This window comes from Brenneria corticis, assembly GCF_003115855.1.
GTDB lineage: Bacteria > Pseudomonadota > Gammaproteobacteria > Enterobacterales > Enterobacteriaceae > Brenneria > Brenneria corticis.
In genome coordinates this window covers 80,522-101,482 of record NZ_KZ819078.1, presented here as the reverse complement: position 1 = coordinate 101,482, position 20,961 = coordinate 80,522, and the positions used below count along the sequence as shown (strand labels likewise).

The 20,961-nt window shown below is 59.5% G+C and carries 19 protein-coding genes; 2 read left to right on the top strand and 17 right to left on the bottom strand.

The window, feature by feature from the left end; genetic code table 11:
• Window positions 1-560 precede the first annotated feature (560 nt).
• From DDT56_RS10865 to hutW, 5 genes are all read right to left on the bottom strand, one after another.
• Window positions 561-1,283 (bottom strand): glutamine amidotransferase, encoded by a 723-nt coding sequence (locus tag DDT56_RS10865; protein WP_136166468.1) that lies wholly within the window; start codon window positions 1,281-1,283, stop codon window positions 561-563.
• 107 nt (window positions 1,284-1,390) lie between these two features.
• A complete protein-coding gene (locus tag DDT56_RS10860; RefSeq protein WP_305764584.1) occupies window positions 1,391-1,891 on the bottom strand; it encodes a YlaC family protein in 501 nt (166 codons plus the stop codon).
• A 124-nt stretch (window positions 1,892-2,015) separates the two neighbouring features.
• Window positions 2,016-2,645, bottom strand: a complete 630-nt coding sequence (locus DDT56_RS10855) for an NAD(P)H-binding protein (protein ID WP_136166467.1) — start codon at window positions 2,643-2,645, stop codon at window positions 2,016-2,018.
• Complete coding sequence (gene hutX / locus DDT56_RS10850) at window positions 2,642-3,136, bottom strand: heme utilization cystosolic carrier protein HutX (protein WP_210417008.1); 495 nt, start codon at window positions 3,134-3,136, stop codon at window positions 2,642-2,644. Before hutX ends, DDT56_RS10855 begins: the two co-directional genes overlap by 4 nt.
• Before the next feature lie 13 nt (window positions 3,137-3,149).
• The gene (hutW, locus tag DDT56_RS10845; RefSeq protein WP_136166465.1) at window positions 3,150-4,463 is read right to left on the bottom strand and encodes a heme anaerobic degradation radical SAM methyltransferase ChuW/HutW; all 1,314 of its coding nucleotides are present in this window, start codon (window positions 4,461-4,463) and stop codon (window positions 3,150-3,152) included.
• A gap of 409 nt (window positions 4,464-4,872) precedes the next feature.
• Between hutW and DDT56_RS10840 the strand changes: the two genes are divergently transcribed.
• A complete protein-coding gene (locus tag DDT56_RS10840; protein ID WP_136166464.1) occupies window positions 4,873-7,014 on the top strand; it encodes a TonB-dependent receptor plug domain-containing protein in 2,142 nt (713 codons plus the stop codon).
• A gap of 11 nt (window positions 7,015-7,025) precedes the next feature.
• Window positions 7,026-7,850, top strand: coding sequence for a heme/hemin ABC transporter substrate-binding protein (locus DDT56_RS10835; protein ID WP_136166463.1), 825 nt, complete (start codon window positions 7,026-7,028; stop codon window positions 7,848-7,850).
• Here DDT56_RS10835 and hypF read toward each other — a convergent pair.
• The 12 genes from hypF to hybO all read right to left on the bottom strand — a co-directional run bounded on the left by hypF (window position 7,841) and on the right by hybO (window position 20,619).
• Window positions 7,841-10,177 (bottom strand): carbamoyltransferase HypF, encoded by a 2,337-nt coding sequence (gene hypF / locus DDT56_RS10830; RefSeq protein ID WP_136166462.1) that lies wholly within the window; start codon window positions 10,175-10,177, stop codon window positions 7,841-7,843. The two genes, DDT56_RS10835 and hypF, sit on opposite strands and share 10 nt — an antisense overlap.
• A 425-nt stretch (window positions 10,178-10,602) precedes the next feature.
• Window positions 10,603-11,619, bottom strand: a complete 1,017-nt coding sequence (gene hypE / locus DDT56_RS10825) for a hydrogenase expression/formation protein HypE (protein WP_136166564.1) — start codon at window positions 11,617-11,619, stop codon at window positions 10,603-10,605.
• An 18-nt stretch (window positions 11,620-11,637) separates the two neighbouring features.
• Complete coding sequence (hypD, locus tag DDT56_RS10820) at window positions 11,638-12,753, bottom strand: hydrogenase formation protein HypD (protein ID WP_136166461.1); 1,116 nt, start codon at window positions 12,751-12,753, stop codon at window positions 11,638-11,640.
• Window positions 12,740-13,027 carry a hydrogenase maturation factor HybG gene (gene hybG / locus DDT56_RS10815; RefSeq protein WP_136166460.1) on the bottom strand — a complete coding sequence of 96 codons (288 nt, stop codon included), beginning with the start codon at window positions 13,025-13,027 and terminating at the stop codon, window positions 12,740-12,742. The genes hypD and hybG overlap by 14 nt, the downstream gene beginning before the upstream one ends.
• Window positions 13,018-14,055 carry a hydrogenase nickel incorporation protein HypB gene (gene hypB / locus DDT56_RS10810; RefSeq protein ID WP_136166459.1) on the bottom strand — a complete coding sequence of 346 codons (1,038 nt, stop codon included), beginning with the start codon at window positions 14,053-14,055 and terminating at the stop codon, window positions 13,018-13,020. Before hypB ends, hybG begins: the two co-directional genes overlap by 10 nt.
• A gap of 129 nt (window positions 14,056-14,184) precedes the next feature.
• Window positions 14,185-14,526, bottom strand: a complete 342-nt coding sequence (gene hypA / locus DDT56_RS10805; protein WP_136166458.1) for a hydrogenase maturation nickel metallochaperone HypA — start codon at window positions 14,524-14,526, stop codon at window positions 14,185-14,187.
• On the bottom strand, window positions 14,519-15,025 hold the full coding sequence (gene hybE / locus DDT56_RS10800) for a hydrogenase-2 assembly chaperone (protein WP_136166563.1): 507 nt from the start codon (window positions 15,023-15,025) through the stop codon (window positions 14,519-14,521). Before hybE ends, hypA begins: the two co-directional genes overlap by 8 nt.
• 28 nt (window positions 15,026-15,053) lie before the next feature.
• Window positions 15,054-15,554 (bottom strand): HyaD/HybD family hydrogenase maturation endopeptidase, encoded by a 501-nt coding sequence (locus DDT56_RS10795; RefSeq protein WP_136166457.1) that lies wholly within the window; start codon window positions 15,552-15,554, stop codon window positions 15,054-15,056.
• The gene (hybC, locus tag DDT56_RS10790; RefSeq protein WP_136166456.1) at window positions 15,554-17,260 is read right to left on the bottom strand and encodes a hydrogenase 2 large subunit; all 1,707 of its coding nucleotides are present in this window, start codon (window positions 17,258-17,260) and stop codon (window positions 15,554-15,556) included. The genes DDT56_RS10795 and hybC overlap by 1 nt, the downstream gene beginning before the upstream one ends.
• The gene (gene hybB / locus DDT56_RS10785) at window positions 17,238-18,437 is read right to left on the bottom strand and encodes a Ni/Fe-hydrogenase cytochrome b subunit (RefSeq protein WP_136166455.1); all 1,200 of its coding nucleotides are present in this window, start codon (window positions 18,435-18,437) and stop codon (window positions 17,238-17,240) included. Before hybB ends, hybC begins: the two co-directional genes overlap by 23 nt.
• Window positions 18,424-19,467 carry a hydrogenase 2 operon protein HybA gene (hybA, locus tag DDT56_RS10780; protein WP_136166454.1) on the bottom strand — a complete coding sequence of 348 codons (1,044 nt, stop codon included), beginning with the start codon at window positions 19,465-19,467 and terminating at the stop codon, window positions 18,424-18,426. Before hybA ends, hybB begins: the two co-directional genes overlap by 14 nt.
• A gap of 3 nt (window positions 19,468-19,470) precedes the next feature.
• Complete coding sequence (gene hybO, locus DDT56_RS10775; protein ID WP_136166453.1) at window positions 19,471-20,619, bottom strand: hydrogenase 2 small subunit; 1,149 nt, start codon at window positions 20,617-20,619, stop codon at window positions 19,471-19,473.
• Between the last annotated feature and the right edge of the window lie 342 nt (window positions 20,620-20,961).

Genomic DNA, 20,961 nt, shown 5'->3' with positions numbered 1-20,961 from the left:
ATAGGTATTATGATGTGGATTAATAAAAGCTCAAATTTTTATCTAAATAATAACAATTTCATCACAAAATCGACGCTATTTGCGTGGCCTGTCACAAACCTATCGACTGATAATAAAAATAATAATCATTTGTATTATTTCGGGCCGGAGAGGTTGTTTTTTATATAACGATTAGGGGAGTGATTTTATTTATACCCTAAATAATTCGAGTTGCAGGAAGGCGGCAAGGGAAGGAATCCCGATGAGCTTACTTAGGTAAGTGATTCGGGTGACTGAGCGCAGCCAACGCATCTGCAGCTTGAAGTATGACGGGTATAGGCGTGCACATAAATAGGCGGCAGGCGACGCGGAGAACAACCGCTTCTGGTATGCGTGATAAAGCGTGTTTCTTTAGATAACGCCGATAGAAAGAAGATTCCCGCCTGCGTGGGAATGACGCAGAGGAGCTTGACGATGGATGCTCAACAGGTCGTCGCGAATACAACATGTCGTCGCGAATACAACACCTCGTCCCGAATAAAACAACCGTCGTCCCCGCGGTAGCAGGCGGGGACCTGCCGCTACCGGGGCGCATACCGCTGAACGAAATCCAGCAGGATTTTACGCGCCCACAGCGGCTCGTCGGTCAATTGCATCATGCGCTCGACGTCAAAGCCCAGCTCGCGCAGCCGGGCTTCATTGCGCCGCAAACAGGCCAGCATGATCTGCGCATTGAATTCCGGGTGGAACTGTACGCTCAGCACCTTATCGCTGTAGCGAATTATCTGGCAGCGGTCGGCCTGCGACGCGGCCAGAATCTCCGCCCCCGGCGGCGCGGCCAGCACCGACTGGCGGTGGGTAAGATAGGCGGCGAACTGTGAAGGGTGATGTTGCAGGCAAAGCGCTTTTTTCGCCGCCGGGTGCAGCGTTACCGTCTGAATGCCCAACTCCGGGCCGTTGGGGTTGTCGCCCACCGCGCCGCCCAGCGCATGCGCCAGCAGCTGATGCCCGTAGCAGACGCCCAGCATCGGCACATCGGCGTGAAAGGCTTCGCGCGCCCAGCCGGCGGTATATTCGCTCCACTCCAGCCGATCGGTGACCATCGCCCAGGAGCCGGAAATAATCGCCGCCGATACCTGCTCAAACGGCGGCAGCGCCTCGCCGCGATCCGGGCGTATCACCCGCAGCGCATCATGCCGATCCGGCAGCGCATCGGCGAACCATTTTCCCTGCTGCCCGACCTGAGCCGCAATATCTTCCGGCGGCTCGCCCATCTGAATAATCAACAACACCTTTTCGCTCATCTTCCTTTTCTGCCTGTCGTAGCTGAAATCAACGGGATCCCCCCCGCACGCAGCGCTAACGCGCGGCGATATCATCGTAGCATTGGGCCGTTACAGCAGTACAGAACTCACGCCGGCGGCTGGCGATAGGCCAGCGAGAAGACGTCGTTAAAAACCACCCTGCCTTTGTGGTGCAGGATTTTGTCTATCCCCGTTTTCACGTCGGGCGGGACGAGCTCATTGTTCAGCAGCTTATCCACCGCCGCCGACGACAAGCGCCGGGTGGTGAACCAGCCGCCGTTATAGCAAATGCGCAGATCGCGCACGTCGATATCTTCGAAGCGATATTTGGGGCGAATGTCCAGCGACAACGCCAGCACCATCACCAGCACAAAGACGGTAAAGCCGACGGCGTAGTGCCAACCGAAGTAAGGGGCATAAAGCAGGATAGCCGCCACCGGAATGTAGCTAATCAACATCGTGGCAAAAAGATACGGATGAGACTGCATAAATTTCCGGCTGAATCTGATCTTATTATCATTGCGTTTTTCTTCCCGGTTAATTTTATCAATTTCCTCGGTCAGAATGCGTTTCACTTCATCCATCGCCACCACCGTTACGCTTACCAATATTGATTTCAGGGCAACAAATTGCGCCGACGCGCAATTAACAAAAATACAACATTTACGTCCTGACTAAAGCATAGACCGAAAAAGATAACAGGGGCAATTTACCCGGCGGCGGCGCAAGGGGTTATGGCATCAAAGGCAGTTCAAGCTCCGGATCGATAAGGCTGTAAATCTGATTACCGAATACCGGCTGTTGTAAGAGCCGATCGACGCTCAGCGCCACATCCTGACGGGAGACCAGGCCCAGCGCCGCATTGCCCTGCGTAAGCTGCGCGTTGTGCGTGGCGACCACATCCAGCAGTCCCCCCGGGCGGACAATGCAATAATCCAGCGAGCTGGTCTGCAGCCAGCTTTCCGCCAGCGACTTCTCCCGCACCGCCAGGCCGAAGGCGGCTTTGGCGCGCGGCGACAACAGGGGCCATTGCTCGCCGCAGCCCATGGAGGTCACCAGCAGCATACGTTTTATCCCGGCCTGCTCGACGCCGTCAATCACCACCCGGTGGCCCTGATAGTTAACCTCGCCGCCGCCCATGGTCGAGACGACGATAGCCGTTCGTCCCGCCAGGCGGCAGGCCCGCGCCACGGTGTCGGCGTCGAGGGCATCGCCCTGCACCACGGTGACGCCCTGCCCGCGCCAGTACGCGGCCTGTTCGGCATTACGCAGAACCGCCACCGCCGGCTGCTCGCATTCAATGGCGCGCTGCAACAAACAGCGCCCCACTCCCTGACCCGCTCCAAAGAGTAACCACGTCATACCGGCTCCGGCTGTAGCTCAAGCGCCAAGGTCCGGAACGCCTCAACCTGCGTGGCTAACAGCTGGCGATGGCTATCCCGTCCGAGAAAGATTTTAAACATAGCAGCTCCGGCGGCATTAAAAAACACCACAGACGCTGTGTCCATTGCCATAAACTTGCGCTCGATAAAGGCGATATGCCGGCAGTTTACCGCCCGAATATGCCCGCCCAGCCCATTCCTGCCGCGCAGGTTAAAGTAACCGTGGCGGTGCGTGCCGCTCGGCAGCTCGCTTTTAAATTCCAGAATGGCGTCCGCCGTATGGCTGATTAACGTCACTTCCCCCCAGCCGGCAATCGCCTCCCAAACCTGGTCGAACCGCTCGCCGGCGACCAGGGTGCGCTGCGCCGCGGGCAACGCCTCAACCACGTTGAACAGCGAGGTGTCATACTGACTGGCGATATCTTCCAGCGCGCCATCCGGCTCGGTCGCCAATAATTCATGCAATGTCATGGTTCGTCTCCAGTTAGTGGGCGTGTTCTTCGGCATTAAGCTGCGGAATAATCTGTTGTAGCGCCTGCATCAGGTTGTTCGCCCAGAAACGGCCGTCGTCGGTCAAACGCAGACAGGTGGAGTCATCGCGGGTTAGCCCCGCCTGGTGCCACTGGGTCAGTAACGGTTGCAGCTCGCCGGCGTTCCGGGTCAGCTGCGGCAAGCTCACCCGGCCGACCTCGATGCCGGCCTGAAGCTGATGCTGCCAGGGACCGGCCGGGCTGGCGGGCGTCATCATCATGATCGGCTTGCGCCCGCGATCCAGCGTCTGATAATAGCGTTCCAGACTGCGCTCCATCATATACGACTGGCCGTTCAGGTTGCCGCCGGCGCCGCTGCCCAGCGCCAGACAATCCGCGCCCTGCTTTATCAGCAGGTTATACAGATTGCGCTCGCGGGTGGTTCTGGCCCAATGGCTGTTGCTTAACTGATGCCAGCCGGCGTCCGCCAGAAAGGAGGCGCCGGTACGGTAAAAATCGCGCCGGGCGGCGACATCCGGCAGTTCCATCCGCTGATTTTCCGCCGCCTTCGCCAACGGCGTGGTGGGCAACAGATTCAGGGCGTAGAGATCGACGCCGTCCAGCGGAAGATCGCTGACAATCGCCAGATCTTCCCGCCAGATCGCCGGCGTTTGTCCCGGCAGACCGAACATCAGGTCGCACACCACCGCGGCGCGATCGCGCCGGCACAACTGTTCCATAAAGCGGATGGACTGCCGTTTATCCGAGGTGCGCGCCATGCGCCGGCGAATACGGCTGTCAAACGTCTGAATGCCGATGGAAAAACGGTTGGCTCCCGCGTCCAGACAGGCATCGATGCGCGCATCGTCAAAATCCATCGCCCGGCCTTCAACCGTAATCTCGCAGTCGGGGGCGAGAGGCAGTGAGGTGCGAATGGCGGTGATTATCCGCGCCAGTTCGGTGGCCGCCAGCGCCGTCGGCGTACCGCCGCCGAAATAGACCGCATGAATCGGCGCCGCCTGATGCAGCGGGCTGTCCGCCTCCAGCGCCAGCTCCTGCAACAGATAGCGGGTATAGGTTTCGGTACTGTCGTCACGCAGTTTATTCTGATAGAAACCGCAGAAGGTGCAGTGGGTGGCGCAGAAAGGAATATGCAAATACAGCAGGCGCTTGCGGGCGGGTAAAACCCGCTGTTTCAAGGCGTGCCAGCTGGCGGGGATCTGTTCGGCCGACAGCGGCGCATGGTTGCGCCAGGGCATGGCCATGCGCCGCGCGCCAAACGGTTGTGCGCCGGGCTGGGCATAATAGGGCGTCAAATCGATGTTCATTTATATCCATCCCCTCAAAGGCAATAGGATAATTAAATGATAATTATTTTTATTTATCAACGCACCCGATCTCCTCCTGGCGGGCGATAGTTTATTTTAGCGGCGGATTTGCTTTCCATTAACCTATTTGCATATTTTATTTAAAATAAAACCTACAAATTACTTTTTTATTATTTATCTTTTTCATCATGTTATCCGAATTAACGTTTAATAATGTTATAAAAATGAAAATAAAAAACCCCGTATTAAAATTAATTAACCTGACAAGCCCAAAAATATTGCAAGTGCTTTATCAGATAAAAATGCGATACGACTCGCATAATTGAAAACTCTCTGAAGTTTAATTTCCGGCCAAATCAGGCAAATGATAACGTTAATGAGAATCATTAACTTTCCAGAGAGAGATGTCATGAATAACCAGAGCGTCCCCCTGGTCGTCTTTGCGCTGCCGTTTATTTATAGCGGCGCAATTAACGCGGCCGTTAACGATGATGAAATAACCGTTATTAGCGCAGGGAGAACGGAACAAAATTTATGGGAAAGTCCCGTCAGTATGCAGGTGATTGATAATGAAAAGCTGAATAAATATACCGGCGATTCCATTGCCGAAGCATTACGCGATATTCCCGGCGTCGATATTACCGATACCGCGCTCGCCGGGCGCAAGCAAATAAGAATTCGCGGCGAAGAGGCCTCGCGCGTGCTGGTATTAATTGACGGCCAGGAAGTAACCTATCAGCGCGCGGGGCCCAATTACAGTTTAGGATTATTAATTGATCCCTCTTATCTGGAACGAATAGAGGTGGTGAAAGGACCGCACTCGGTATTATATGGTTCGCAGGCGATCGGCGGGGTGATCAATTTTATTACCCGCAAGGGCGGCGACCGGCCGCTGAGCGGAAAAATCAAAGCCGTCTACGACAGCGCCACGGCGGGCTGGCTGGAGTCGGCGCTGGCCTATGGCTCGATCGGCGATTTTGATTACCGCTTAAGCGGCAGCTACAGCGATCAGGGCAACCGCAGTACGCCGGACGGCCGCTTGCCGGACACCCATTTCCGCAACAGCGGTCAATCCGCCTGGCTGGGCTATCGCCTGGGCGAGCATAAATTCGGCCTGTCGCTGGACAGTTTTAAACTCAGCACCCAGACCTACACGGACACCGACGAGTACGATCGCTTCAGCGTGCGCATTCCCGAATTGGAAAGGCGCAAGATCGGCCTGTTTTACGACTGGAAAATTGACGGCGAGGTGGTGAAAAATCTGCATCTGGATGCCTATCGGCAAAACATCGAGCGCGAGTTTCGCAACGATCTGGCGCAAAGCGGCGACACGCTAAGCTATAACGGTATGACGCTTTACCAGGGCGGAATGGCGATGAGCACCGGCACTGACGATAAGCAAACCAGCCAGGGTCTGACGCTACAGGCGGATCTTACGCCAATGTCCGATCATACCCTGATCGTCGGCGGCCAATGGCTGTCCGACGTGGTCAGACAAAAGGCCTTTTCCAATGTCCAGGTAAGCGGTTCTCTTTCCCCGGCCGGTATTCCGTCAATATCGGTCAATCCCACTTCCGTATCGCATAACCACTGGCGCCAACACAGCTGGGCGCTGTTCGCCCAGAATGAATGGAAAATCACCCCTGACTGGGCCTGGACGCTGGGCGCGCGCCAATACTGGGTGGAATCGATCTCCTATGGCGGTCAGAAAACCGGTTCGGTGAAAATGAACAACATCGTCATCCCCAACAACAGTACCTTCAGCCCGATAAAGAAACACGACAATACGCTGGTTGCCGCCAGCAGCCTGCGCTATTCCGGTTTCGATAACGTTCAGCTGCGCGCCTCCTACGCGCAGGGTTACGTGTATCCGACATTGACGCATAAATTCTACGATACCACCGCCGGCGGCCAGGGCACCACCTACGGCAATCCGGATCTGGAAGCAGAGCGTTCGGATAACTACGAGATCGGCGCGCGCTACAAGGATAGCAGTTGGCTGCTCGACGGCGCGCTCTACCATTCCCGCGCCAAAGACTACATCACCACGCTGCGCTGCGCCGGCAACGCGGCCTGCTCCGGCAGCACCGACGGCAACAGCCGCTATTACGCCAACGCCAACCGCGCCAATACCTACGGCATGGAACTGTATGCGGAATACCTCGGCTGGGCGCTATCGCCCTACGTCAACGGCAATGTGATCCGCCGCGAGTTGGAGTTGCCGGACCGCAGCACCTATCGCACCGGCGAACCCGCCGTTACCGGCCGCTTCGGGATAAAGAACACCACTCTGTTCGAACGGCTGGAGCTGGAGTCCGACTTCTATCTGCGCGCCGCCTCCCGCGCCAAGGATCACACCGCGGATAGCGAAACCCGCCACAGCGGCTGGGCCACCGCCAATCTGGAATTGACCGGCACCTTCGGTGACGAAAGCCAGTATCAGGTCACGCTGGCACTGAATAATCTGCTGGATAAACGCTACGCCACGGCGCATGAAAGCATTCCGGCATCCGGTTTCAGCACCGCCATCGGCGCCTCTTTCTCTTTCTGACGGAGCAGAGTATGAAAAGGACGCTAGCGGCGTTGATTCTCGGGCTATGCTCATTCGCCTGCGCGGCTCAGCCGCGTATTGTGATTGCCGGCGGTTCGCTGGCGGAAATCGTCTATGCCCTGGAGGGCGGCGATGCGGTGGTCGGGGTGGATCAAACCACCAGCTATCCGCCGCAGACGCAGGTCTTGCCTAAAGTCAGCAACTGGCAGCAGTTGAACGCCGAGGGCATCCTGTCGTTGCGCCCTTCGCTGCTGATGACCTGGCAGGACGCCAATCCCCGGCAGGTATTCGACCAGCTCACCCAGGCCGGCGTCAAGGTGGCGCTGTTCAAAAGAACGCCGAGCACGCCGGCCCAGCTGTTCGACAATATCCGTCAGGCGGCGGAGTTATTGAAGCGCCGACCGGCCGGGGAGCGGCTGGCTAGCGGGATCGAGCAACAACTGAGCGCGGTGGCCCGTCGTCTGACTGCGCAGAAACAGCGGGTCCGCGTGGCGTTCCTGCTGAGCGTCGGCAGCAGCGCCGCGCAGGTGGCGGGGAAAAACACCGTGGTTGACGGCCTTATCACCCTGGCCGGCGGCGACAATATCGCCCCCCATACGCAGTATCGCACCTATGGCGCGGAATCGATGATTACCGCCAACCCCGAGGTGATTGTGGTCACCGCGCAAAGCGTGCAACAGGGGGGCATCGCGTCTTTAGCGGCGGTGCCGGGGATCGTGCAAACCCTGGCCTGGAAGAATCAGCGCATTATCGCGCTCGATCAGGCCATTTTACTGGGAATGGGGCCGCGCGTCGCCGAAGCGGTGCAGGCGCTTAATCGGGGATTTTACCCCTGAGCGCCCGCAGGCGATAATTGCGCCGCCGCGATCAGCGCCTGCCCCAGCGACAGCCCGCCGTCGCCGGCGGGCAGCCGTTGCGGTTGCAGCACCGTCAGCCCTGACAGCTGCTGATGCAGCAGCACGGAGAGCAGGCGGTTATGCATCACCCCGCCGGACAGCGCCACCGTATGGATGCCGTGCCGCCGGGCGGCGCGCCGGGCCAGGGCGGCAAATCCCTGCGCCAGCGCGTAATGGAACGCATAGGCTTTGTCGGCGGGCGCGGCGCGGTAATCCAGCCACTGCCGCCAGAAGGTCGCCAGATCCAGCCTGCCGTCCGCCAGCACCGGCAGCGCGACCGGCGGCCGCCACCGCGCCCGCTGGCGCTGAAACCGTTCGCTGCGCCACGCCAGCGACTCCAGCCAGCAGGCCGCCTCCCCTTCCCAGCTTTGCGCCTCGTGCGGAAATCCCGTTGCCGCCGCGACGGCGTCAAATAACCGGCCGGCGGATGAGGCCGGCGGCGCATTGATGCCGCGCGCAATCGCCCTGCTCAGCAAGGCGGAAGAGGACGCCGGGATCGCCGAGGCGTGCGGTAACGACTGCCAGTCGGGAACAAAACGCAGCCACTGCGCCAGCAGGTTGCGCCACGGCTGGCGGGCGGCCAGATCGCCGCCGGGCAGCGCCACGGCGGGCAAGCCGCCGAGATGACGGCACTGGGCATAGTCCGCCAGCAAACACTCCCCGCCCCACCACCGGCCGTCGGCGCCATAGCCGATGCCGTCCAGCGCCAGTCCGATAACCGGTCCGGCGTCGCGCGGCCATTGATGCTCCGCCAGGCAGGAGACGATATGGGCGTGATGATGCAGCACCTCGATACAGGGAATATGCCGCCGTTCGGCCAGCTGTTTGCCCAGGCGATGGCTGATATAGCCGGGATGCGCATCAACCGCCAGCGCGCCGGGGGCGAAACGGTAAATATCCTCAAAAAGGGCGATTGACTGGCGGTACTGCCGTTCGACATCGCTGTCCTCCAGATCGCCAAGATGCTGGCTGACCACCGCGTTTTCATCACGCAGCAGGCAAAAGGTGTTTTTTAAATCCGCCCCCAGCGCCAGCAGCGCGGGCTGGCCGGCAAACCCCGGCGGCAACGGCAGGGCGTCCGGTACGTAGCCGCGCGCCCGGCGCAGCATTTCCGCCCTGTTCTTGAATAACCCCTGGTGGTGCAGCCTGACCAGCGAGTCATCGGCCCGCTGCACAATATCCCGGTTATGCATTAACCAGCGATCGGCAATGGCGCCAAGCTGCTCCGTCGCCTGCGCATTGCTCAAGGCGGGCGGCTTGCCGCTGGCGTTGCCGGAGGTCATCACCAGCGGTAGATTTACCTGCGCCAGCAGCAGATGCTGCAACGGGTTGGCGGGTAGCATCATCCCGACCTCGGACAGGCCGGGGGCGATCGACGCCGACAGCGGGCCGTCCTGACGCCAGGGCAGCAGCACAATCGGCGCGGCGCCGCTTTGCAGCAACCGCAGCGCCGCGGGCATATCGTCGACGGCGGCGCATCTCTCAAGCCATGCGGCATCCGGCGCCATGACGGCCAACGGCTTGCCGGGACGATGCTTGCGTTGGCGCAGGCGCTGCACCGCCTGGGTATTGGTGGCGTCACAGGCCAGGTGAAAGCCGCCAATCCCTTTAATCGCCACGATTTTCCCCGCCCGCAGGGCGTCGGCGGCCTGGCGAATGGCGTCTTCCCCCTCGGCCAGTCGCTGCGATGCGGCATTCTCCAGCCAGACCTGCGGACCGCACTGCGGGCAGGCGTTGGGCTGGGCGTGAAAACGCCGATCCGCGGGCTGCCGGTACTCGGCCAGGCATTGCGGACACAGCGGGAAATCCGCCATCGAGGTAAACGGGCGGTCGTAGGGCATACGGCGGATTATGGTAAAGCGGGGACCGCAGTGGGTGCAGTTGATAAACGGATAACGATAGCGGCGATTGTCCGGGTCGTTGAGTTCGCGCCGGCACGCCTCGCAGGTGGCGGCGTCCGGCACCACCTGGGTATCCATCCGCCCGGCGCCGCTGTGTTCAATGACAAACGCCGTAGGTACGGCCGTCCACTGCCACGGCCGGCGGGTAATGCTGTCGATATGCGCCAGCGGCGGGCATCCGGCCGGCAGCGCGTTGATAAAGCGTTCGATATTTTCCGACTGATAAAGATGAATCAGCACCCCGGCGCCGTCGTTGCTGACGCTGCCGCACAGCTTCAGTTGCTGCGCCAACTGCCAGACATAAGGGCGAAACCCCACCCCTTGCACTTTGCCTTTTACGCGGATCTGAATGCCGTTATTGTTCATGCTTACGTGGGGTATATTCCTTTTCTGTTTATACAGGCTTCTGTGTATACAGGTTTCTATGTAAGTTCAGTGCTATTTCGTGCGCGAAAAGAAAGGTATTTTTATGCCGTACCCAGCACACGCCGGGGTTCTTCACGGCCACTCACATCATCCCCGTCGCCCACTCACGTCATCCCGTGCCCCACTCACGTCATCCCCGCGCAGGCGGGGATCTGTCTCTAGAACGTCAGCGGTCAAGACACTTTATTCACCATGCCTTACCCCTCCGTCATGCCCGCAGATCCCCGCTTTCGCGAGGAAGCATCTCAGCAACACCGAGCCGCCAGCGGAAGCAGATCCCTGCCTACTACCGCAGGGATGACGGAGGTGACTGCGCAGGGGATGACCGGTGGCAGTGCGCAGAATGACGGGGTTGGGAAATGTCGTCAGCAAATCCGCGGCATCGGCTCGTTGTGCGGCAGATCCAACAGCCGCGAGGTGCCGAACACCCCGCACAGCCGCACCTGCGGTTTTTCCGTCACCGAGCCGATGGTTACCGCGTCACGTCCTAGCGGATGCGCGCGCAGCGCGGCCAATACGGCGCTTTCCGCCTCGGTGGAGACCACCAGCACCAGCTTGCCCTCATTGGCGAAATTCAGCGCCTCCAGACCCAGAATTTCACAAATGCCGCGTACCGCCTGCTTCAGCGGCAACGCGCTTTCGTTGACTTCCATGCCGTAGCCGCTGGCCTGGGCGTACTCATGCAGGATGGCGGTCACTCCGCCGCGGGTGGCGTCGCGCAGGGCGCGCACCCCGGCTATATCACGCAGCGGAGCGATCAACGGCGCCAGCACCGCGCAGTCGCTGGCGAGCTCCGCCTCCAGCCCCAACTGCTCGCGCAGGTTGAGAATGGCGGCGCCGTGATCGCCCAGCGTACCGCTGACGATAATTTTATCCCCCGGACGAATCTCCCCGGTGCCCCAGCGAATATCCGTCGGAATCACGCCGATCCCGGCGGTATTGATAAAGATTTTGTCGGCGGCGCCGCGCGGCACCACTTTGGTGTCCCCGGTGACGATCTGTATCCCGGCGTCGCGGGCGGTTTGCGCCATGGATTCCACGATCCTGCGCAGGTCGGCGCCGGAAAATCCCTCTTCGATAATAAAACCGCAGGAGAGATACTGCGGCGTCGCCCCGCTGACCGCAATATCATTCGCCGTGCCGCACACCGCCAGTTTACCAATATCCCCGCCGGGGAAAAAAATCGGATCGATAACGTAGCTGTCGGTGGTGAACGCCAGCCGATCGCCCTGCTGCGTCAACGGCGCCAGCGGCAGTCTGGCCTGATCTTCCCGCTGCCCCAGCAGCGGATTGTCGAACGCCTGCAAAAACAGCTGCTCAATCAACTGCTGCATCGCCCGGCCGCCGCTGCCGTGCGCCAGGGTGATTTCTTTTGGCTGCATCTCTTTTGGACTACTCATTCAGGCGCACTCCCGCCGATACTGATAATAAGCCGCACAGGCTCCCTCGGAGGAGACCATCAGCGCCCCTATCGCATTTTGCGGGGTACAGCTGCGGGCGAAAAGCGGACAATCCGCCGGCTTGCAGCGCCCGGTCAATACGTCGCCGCAGCGCGAGCCCGGCTCGTCGGCCACGCGCTGCTGCCGCGGATGAAAACGACGCTCGGCGTCAAAGTCGGCATAGGCGGGCCGCAGTTGCATACCGGATTCGGCTATTTCGCCCAACCCGCGCCATTCGCTGCTGGCCTTGATTTCAAACACCTCCTCCATCGCCTGCTGCGCCAGCGGATTGCCGCTGTCCGGCACGATGCGCCGGTACTGGTTTTCCACCTCGCAGCGCGCATCGTGAAGCTGGCTTACCAGCATCAGCAGCGCCTGTAAAATATCCAGCGGTTCGAACCCGGTGACCACAAAGGGTTTATGAAAGCGATCGCACAGCGGCTGATAGGGATAAGCGCCGATCACCATGCTGACGTGCCCCGGCGCCAGAAAACCGTCGATGCGCAAATCGGGCTGTTGCAGCAGGCTCTTCAACGTTGGAATAATGGTGATGTGCTGGCAAAACAGGGTGAAATTGCTGATGTTGCGGCGTTTGGCCTGTTGCAGCGTCAGCGCCGTGCTCGGCATGGTGGTTTCAAATCCCAGCCCGAAAAACACCACCTGCCGCTGCGGATTTTTCTCCGCCAGCGCCAGCGCATCCAGCGGCGAATAGACAATGCGCACATCGGCGCCATGGCGGCGCGCATCCTGTAAAGAGCCATTGCGCCCCGGCACGCGCATGGCGTCGCCGAAGGTGCAGAAAATCACCTCGGGATGCGCCGCAATTTCCAGACAGGCGTCGATACGCCCCATCGGCAGCACGCAAACCGGGCAGCCCGGACCGTGGACGAACTCGATTTCCGGCGGCAGCAGCCGGTCCAGCCCGAATTTGAAAATGGCGTGGGTATGGCCGCCGCAGACCTCCATCAGCTGTAGCGGGCGTTCACGCAGCTGCGGCATATCGGCCGCCAGCGCCCGAATACGTTGCAGCAGCGCTTTCGCCAGTTCGGGATCGCGGAATTCATCAACGTACCGCATAATCGGCTCCGCTCTGACGCATTTCATCCAGTTCCAGCCCCACGGCGCGCATCGACTGCAAGGCCGCCAGCGTATCCTGCGCCTCCTGTTCGTCCAGCAGGCTCATGGCGAAACCGACGTGCACCAACACCCACTGGCCGATCAGGTCGGCGGGCGAACCTTCGCATACCAGCGCAATATTCACCGAACGCTGTACGCCGCAAACGTCAACGTAAGCGGGCTGATGGATATCATCCCCCACTGAAATCACCTTCCCCGGAATGCCTAGGCACATAGCTGCGCCTCCAGCCAGCCCAGCCATTCGTCCATCCCTTCGCCGCTGCTGGCGGACAGGGCGATAACCTGAATCTCGGGGTTAACGCGGCGGGCATTGGCCACGCAGGCTTCCAGACTGAAATCCACATACGGCAACAGATCGATTTTATTGATGATCATCAATGAGGCCGCGGCGAACATATGGGGATATTTTAACGGTTTGTCTTCGCCTTCGGTCACCGAAAGCACCGCGACCTTGGCTTGCTCGCCCAGGTCGAACCCCGCCGGGCACACCAGATTGCCGACGTTCTCGATAAACAGCAGGCTGTTGTCCGCCAGTTGCAGACGGTGCGCGGCGTCGTGCACCATCTGCGCATCCAGATGGCACCCTTTGCCGGTGTTCACCTGAATCGCATTAACGCCGGTGGCGCGGATGCGTTCGGCGTCGTTGGTGGTTTGCTGATCGCCCTCGATCACCGCACAGGAAAGGCGCTGGCTGATATGGTTCAGCGTGGAGGTCAACAGCGTGGTTTTACCGGATCCGGGGCTGGAAACCAGATTCAGCGCCAGGATGTTCCGCGCCTGAAAATGCTCCCGGTTATGCTGCGCCAGATGGTTATTCTTGCTCAGCACGTCCATTTCAATCTGCAGCAGACGCTGCTGCCCGACGCCCGGCGCGTGCGTTCCTGCCGCGCCCTGTCCGTAATGCAGATCCTGCTCCCTGACCTCGGGCTGAAAGGCGGCCTCGCCCTCGTCGGCGGCGCCTTTGGCCGACGGCTTCGCGCCCTTGGGCGGCAGCGCGTAATAGTGGTTATGGACATCGCCATGATAATGGTGGTGATGGATAATCACGCAGCGGCTCTTTATTTTACCGCCGTGATGATGGCCGTGGTGATGACCGTGATGGTGGCCGTGTTCGTGGCCGTGATGGTGGCCGTGGCCGTGGTCGTGGTCGTGGTCGTGGTCGTGATGATGGTCATGCTGATGAGAATGTTCTTCACCCTCGATCCTGCTTTCCCCTTCACCGCAACCGCATGTGGTACACATAGGGATCTCCTCCCGCTATCTCTTTTAGCGTCGTCATCCCCGCACAGGCGGGGATCTGCTTTATGCAGCCACTCGGTGATTGAGATTCCCGCCTACGCGGGAATGACATCAAGAGGGCTTAACTATCGGTTACTCCACCGCTAACTGCTTTAGTTGCATACTGTCGCCGTCATCAACCCGCAGATTATGGCTGCCGCACTGCGGACACCCGGCGTCATGGTTGACGATTTCCGCCACGGCGCTGCACTCCCAGCACCAGGCTTTGGCCGGCCGAACCGCAACGTGCAGTTCACATCCTTCCGCCAGCGTTTGCCGGCAGGCTGACTCAAAACAAAAACGCAGGGCGCTCTCCTCAATACAGGAAAGCGCGCCTATTTCCAGCCACACGGCGGTCACCCGCCGGGCATGATGCCGGCGGGCCTGCTGTTCAATCAGTTCCAGTGCGCTATAGCACATGGAAATCTCATGCATGGTGTTCACTCCTGTGGCGGCTGAAGAGCGCCCGGCGGCTGATATTCTGCGGCGCATCGCCGTCCGCGACGGGGAACGACAGCGCCATTTTCGCGCTCTGCTCCGCCAGGAGAACCGCCCGCTCCCCGCTGATGCCGCCGTCGATGGGCGACATCAGCGAACAGGAGAGATACTGCTTCCCTGACATCTCGCCGACGATAAACGTCACGTTGCCGCAGGGCAGCGCCAGCGCCAGACGATCGGCCAATTTTCTGACCGGCCAGACCTGCCCCGGTCCCGGCAGCACCAGCAGGCTTATCATCCACGGCGTCAGCAGACAGCCGACCCACTGCCGTTCAAACAGGGTGAAGCCGCAGGCCCTGACCGGGATGCCTTCACGATAAAAAGGCAGCATCCGCATCTTTTCCCGCGCGACCTGCTCGAACATCGGTTCCAGCCAGGCCGCCGGATGACCATCATGACGGATAGTAAGCGCGGATTCTTTGCGCTCGCCCGGCATCCGGTCCAAATCGCCTGCTTCAACTGGGTTATTCACTACAGACCTCGTCATGCTCACGTTCGCTGACGGTGACGCCGCTTTGCCGCAGCGCCGCGATAATCTGCTGTAGGGCCGGCTCCAGCGCCCGCGTAACGGTTGCCGTCAGGCCGATATTCACCTCCAGCGACTCCGGTTCCACCCCCACCAGCGTCAGCTTTTGCGGGAACTCGCCCGTCAGCCGCAACGCCATCAGTACATCGGATAAGCCCAACTGGTGCGGGGAGATTTTGCGGGTGAACAGCGCCGGCACTTCGTCGTCGCGCAGTACCGCCACCGCCCCCGGCGCCTGTCCGGTCAGCACCGCATCCGCCACAATCAGGTGATCGCGCCCGGCCATGGCTTCCATCAGCTCCATGCCCGACGTACCGCCGTCAAGGATGTCGATTTGCGGCGCAAACCTATAGCGCCGCTCTAACGCCTCGATAATGCGCACGCCCACGGCTTCATCGCTCAGCAGCAGGTTGCCGATCCCCAGCACCAGTATGTTCATCACAGCACCTTGACCCGGGTCACTTCATTGCCGTTTACCGTATCCACAATATGCACCGCACAGGACATGCACGGGTCAAAGGAGTGGATGGTGCGCACCACTTCCAGCGGCTTATGGGGATCGGCAATCGGCGTTCCCACCAGCGATTGCTCATAAGGCCCGGCGACGCCCTCGAAGTTGCGCGGCCCGGAGTTCCAGGTGGAGGGAACCACCGCCTGATAGTTGGTGATTTTGCCGTTTTTAAACACGATCCAGTGCGACAGCATGCCGCGCGGCATTTCACCGAACCCCACGCCGCGGAACTCGGTGTCCGGCGACAGATCGGGTTTGATAAAGGTCTGGTGATCGCCGTTGCCGATATTGGTCACCAACGCCTGCCATTGCTGCGCCAGCGTATCCTTCAGCACGCCGCAGTGCACCGTACGGCCGATCACCCGGCCCAGCGTGGAGTGCAGATGTTCTGTCTGCAACTGCTGGCCGGTCAATTTGTGGTACGCCGCGCCGACCTGGGCGAAATGCGCTTCGGTCTCTTTATGTTTGGCCGCCAGACCGCACAGCAGCCAGGCCAGCGGCCCCACTTCCACGGTCTTGCCGTAGAAGGTCGGCGCTTTGACCCAGGAGTATTTGCCGTCATCCTGCCAGCCGGTATAGTTCGGGCGCGTCAGCCCTTCCCATGGCGCCAGCGGTTCGTCATCCTGATACCAGGCGTGCTTGCCGCTCTCCTTGATGCCGTCAATCAGGAAGGGATCGTTATGGCTGGTAATCGGCCGATATTTGGCAAAATCGCCGTTTTCCAGGTAGCCCCCCGGCAGCAGGAAACCGCCGCTTTTATTGTCCGTCGGCAGTTCAGGCACGCTGAGGTAGTGATCGGCGGCTTTCCCCAGACTCAGCCATTCGGGATAGTGGGCGGCAATCACCACGCAGTCCACCTTATAGACCTGCTCGATAAAATCGCTCAGACGATCGATAAACGACTTCACGTACATCAGGCGTTCCAGGTTCAGCACGCTGGGCGCATCCAGATTGATCGGGTTGGCGACGCCGCCCACGGCCAGATTCTGGATATGCGGCGTTTTACCGCCGAGGATCGCCACGATACGGTTGGCGTCGCGCTGACACTCCAGCGCCTGGAGATAGTGGGCGACCGCGATCAGGTTCACTTCCGGCGGCAGCTTCATGGCCGGGTGTCCCCAATAGCCGTTGGCAAAAATGCCCAACTGGCCGCTGGCCACCAGGTCTTTCACCTTCTGCTGCACTTTGGTGAATTCCGCCGCGTTGTTCAGCGGCCAGTCGGACAGCCCCTTCAGCAAGGCTTCGGCCTTTTGCGGATCCGCCTCCAGGGCGGAGGTGACGTCCACCCAGTCCAGCGCGGAGAGCTGATAAAAGTGCACGATATGGTCATGGATGCTGTGCGCCGCCAGGATCAGGTTACGGATATACTGGGCGTTGACCGGAACGTTGAGCTGCAAGGCATTCTCCACCGCCCGCACGGACGCGATGGCGTGCACCGTGGTGCAAACGCCGCAGATACGCTGCACTATCATCCAGGCATCGCGCGGATCCTGACCTTTTACAATCTCTTCCATCCCACGCCACATGGTGCCGGACGACCAGGCCTTAGTGACTTTCCCCTGTTCAATTTCGCAATCAATGCGCAGGTGTCCCTCAATACGGGTGATGGGATCAATGGTGATGCGTTGGCTCATGCTTTACCTCGGCCTGATAATTCTTATGAACGCCTTCCAGCGCGGGAAGTACCGGCAGCAGCCGGATTAACAAGATGTATGCACAGACTTCAATCGCCACAAAACCGATGGAGATCAGCACTTCCGACGTAGCCGGGAAGTAGTGATAGCCGCCGCCGGGATTGAACGCCAGCAGGGAATAGCTCAGCCGCCACAGCGCGGCCCCGAACAGCATGCTCACCGCCCCGATAAACAGCGGACGCGAGTCATTGCGGCAGCGTTTGATGCGGAACAGGATCAGCGGGAAGATCATCAACGCGATTTCGCACCAGAAGGTGATGGCGAAACGATCGGCGGTAAACAGATACCCGGTTTTATCGCGCCAGATAAGCTCGCCGAAACGCAGCACCACAAACAGCAGCAGCAGTACCTGAATGATTTGCGTCAGCCGGGCGAACAGATGCTTTTCACTCGCGGCGCGGCCTTTCAGCCCGGCCTGCACCAGCGAACCCTCAAACATCACGATGGCAAACCCCATGATGAACGCCGTCAACAGCGACAGCAGCGGCAATAGCTCATAGCTCTGCCACAGCGGATGGACCTTAAACCCGGCGGAAATCATCAGCGACCCCATTGACGACTGGTGCATGGTGGGCAGCAGCGCGCCGAAGGCGATAATCAGGAACATCACTTTATTTAACCGCCTGAGCGATACCTTCCAGCCCATGCGCTCGCAGATCACCGGCGCGAACTCCAGCGCCATGACGCCGATATAGATCGTCATACAGACCGCGGTTTCAAACAGTACCGATGAGGTATTGAAATAGCCGGGGATAAAGAAGTACGGAATGTTCCAGTAACGCCCGACATCGATGGTGATCGACAGCCCCCCCAGCGAATAGCCGAACAGACTGGCCAACAGCGCCGGACGAACCAGCGGGTGGTATTCGCCGCGGTTAAACACATACACCGCCCAGGCCAGCGCCCAGCCGCCGCAGGCGAAACCGGTGCCCACCAGCAGGTCGAAGGCGATCCAGATCCCCCAGGGATAGCCGCCGTTCAGCGCCGCAACGGAGCCGATGCCGAAAACCAGACGTTTCACTATCAGCAGCGCGCACAGAATGACAAACGGCGCCAGCAACATCACCGGCCAACTGACCAGACGCCCGCCTAACGGACTCGCTTTATGCGCCGTCATGATCGTTCTCCTGTTTCTTATCGGTGGGTTTGTCGTCCGCCGGATCGTGGCGATCCTGCCGGTCCGCGCGGGTATTGCGATGAACCAGCACCGACAGCCCCGCCAATACCGCCAGCGGCAGCACCATGCCTTTATACAGGGTGTGCTGAATATGCTCGGAGCGCGCGCCGGTGGAAAGCTCCGCCAGCTCAGGCAGATCAAGATTCTGATAAGGCACGCCCGCCAGCACCAGCACCTGGGTGCCGCCCGCCTCTTTTTCGCCGTAGACGTGCTGGTCGTATTTCGGCACGGTATGGAGATAGGTATCCTTTTTGCTCAGCGTCTGGCGCGGATAGTGATACTCATCGCCGGCCGACAACGACAAACGACGCTTGGCCTCGGCCAGCAGCTCTTCACGCGTGCCGAAAATGACCGCGCCGGTGGGACAGACGTCCACGCAGCCCGGCAGACCGCCCTGGTCCAATCGTTCCAGCCCCGGCTGATTGCACAGCTCGCATTTATGCAGTTTGCCGAACGGGTTTTCGTAATCGTACTTGGGGATGTTGAACGGACAGGCCACCATGCAGTAACGGCAGCCGGTGCAAATGTCGGCGTCGTAATGAACCACGCCGGTTTTGGGATTTTTCTTCAGCGCGGAAACCGGACAAACCGATACGCAGTTGGGATCGACGCAGTGCATGCACTGCTTTTTGATATAGGCGTAACCGTTCTCAACCTGATCCTTGTTTTTGCCGTCGCCGGAGCTCCACACCTGAATAATGTTATTGGTGTAAGGGCTGAGCTTATCGTTGTTCGACCAGATGGCGTCCCCGCCGGCGTAGATTTTGCTGTCCGGATTGTAGGTCAGCTTATTGAGCTGCTGGCATTCTGTCACGCAGGCCTGGCAGCCGACGCACAGCGTGGAGTCGTAAAGCATTCCCAGGGCGCCGGGAATGGGTTGTTTATTGGTTGCCGCGGCCTGACCCGCCTGGGGCGTACCGGCCAGCAACGCGCCGGCGGAGGCCAGCTTGAAAAAATTGCGTCTGTTCACGGCCTAACCCTCCCGGGGTGGGTTTCCAGCGTCCTGCTGACTTTGCTTGTGAGCCGCCTGCTTTTGCTGACGCCCCAACTCGCGCACGGTCATCAGACTGACGCCGCCGACCACGCCAAGCACGCCGCCGATCAAACCCGTCGCCGTGGCTGAAATATGCCCGCCTTCAGGACTATGGACGTCGGGTTTTTCCACGCGCGGCGTGGGATTTTCCACGTTGGCCAGTTGGAAAATACCCTTGGTGAAGCCGATGCCCTTCTCGTTACAGCCATAGCAAGGGTGGCCGATGCCCACCGGCCAGATGCCGCCGCCCACGTCGCAGAACTCCAGCGTCGGACAGTTGCCGTAGGTTTCCGGCCCTTTACAGCCCAGATGGTAGAGACACCACCCCTGACGATGCCCTTCATCGCCGAATTCCTTGGCGAAACGTCCGGCGTCGAAATGCGGGCGGCGCTCGCAGTTTTCGTGGATCAGACGGCCGTAGGCGAATGTCGGCCGGCCCTCGCCATCCAATGCCGGCGGACGTTGATAGGTGATGATATGCGCCACGGTGGCCAGGAAATTGTGCGGATTCGGCGGGCAGCCGGGAATATTAATCACCGTTTTCCCCGGCAGGATCTCCTGCAGGCTGACCGCGCCGGTCGGGTTGCTGCCCGCCGCCGGGACGCCGCCCCAGGCGGAACAGGAGCCGATGGCGATAATGGCGGCGGCGTGTTCGGCCGTCTCCCTGATATGATCCACTATCGGTTTGCCGGCCACCATGCAGTAGATGCCGCCGTCTTTGATGGGGATCGAACCGTCGACGACCAGTACGTATTTCCCTTTGTATTGCTCGATGGCGCGATGCTTGTTTTCCTCCGCCTGTTCGCCGAACGCGGCGGAGAGCACTTCGTGATATTCCAGCGAGATGGTGTTTAACAACAGATTCTCAATGGTTGGATGCGTCGCCCGCAACAGGGACTCGGTACAGCCGGTACACTCCTGCGCGCCGATCCAGATAACCGGCGGTCGCTGCGTGGAACCTATTGACCGGGCGATTTCCGCCACGGCGGAATCCGCCAGCCCCATCGATGCCGCCAGTGCCGCACATAACTTCATAAAATCACGACGATTAACGCCGTGATGGGAAAGCATGAAATTTTCCCCACTCATTTTTTATTATTCTCCTGTAACCCGAACGGAGGAACACACAATATGTGTGTGGTTATGGTAATGAGTAAGTTAAGTTAACAGACTTGATCTTCATCAATCGGCGGGGCAATAGATTTCTTATTTCTGTTATAACTGTGACTTTATACGCATAGAATCTATTTAAAGGGACATGGCTATCGTTTAAATGAGACATAATCGCAATAACCCGCGTGGGATTATCATGATATTTATTTTTAATTGGCTAAATCGATTAATCACCGGACGTAATCGTTTAATTGATTATTTAAAACACGCTGATATAGAAAGATTTTTTAACAATCCCTCATTGTCTTTATTTGTTTA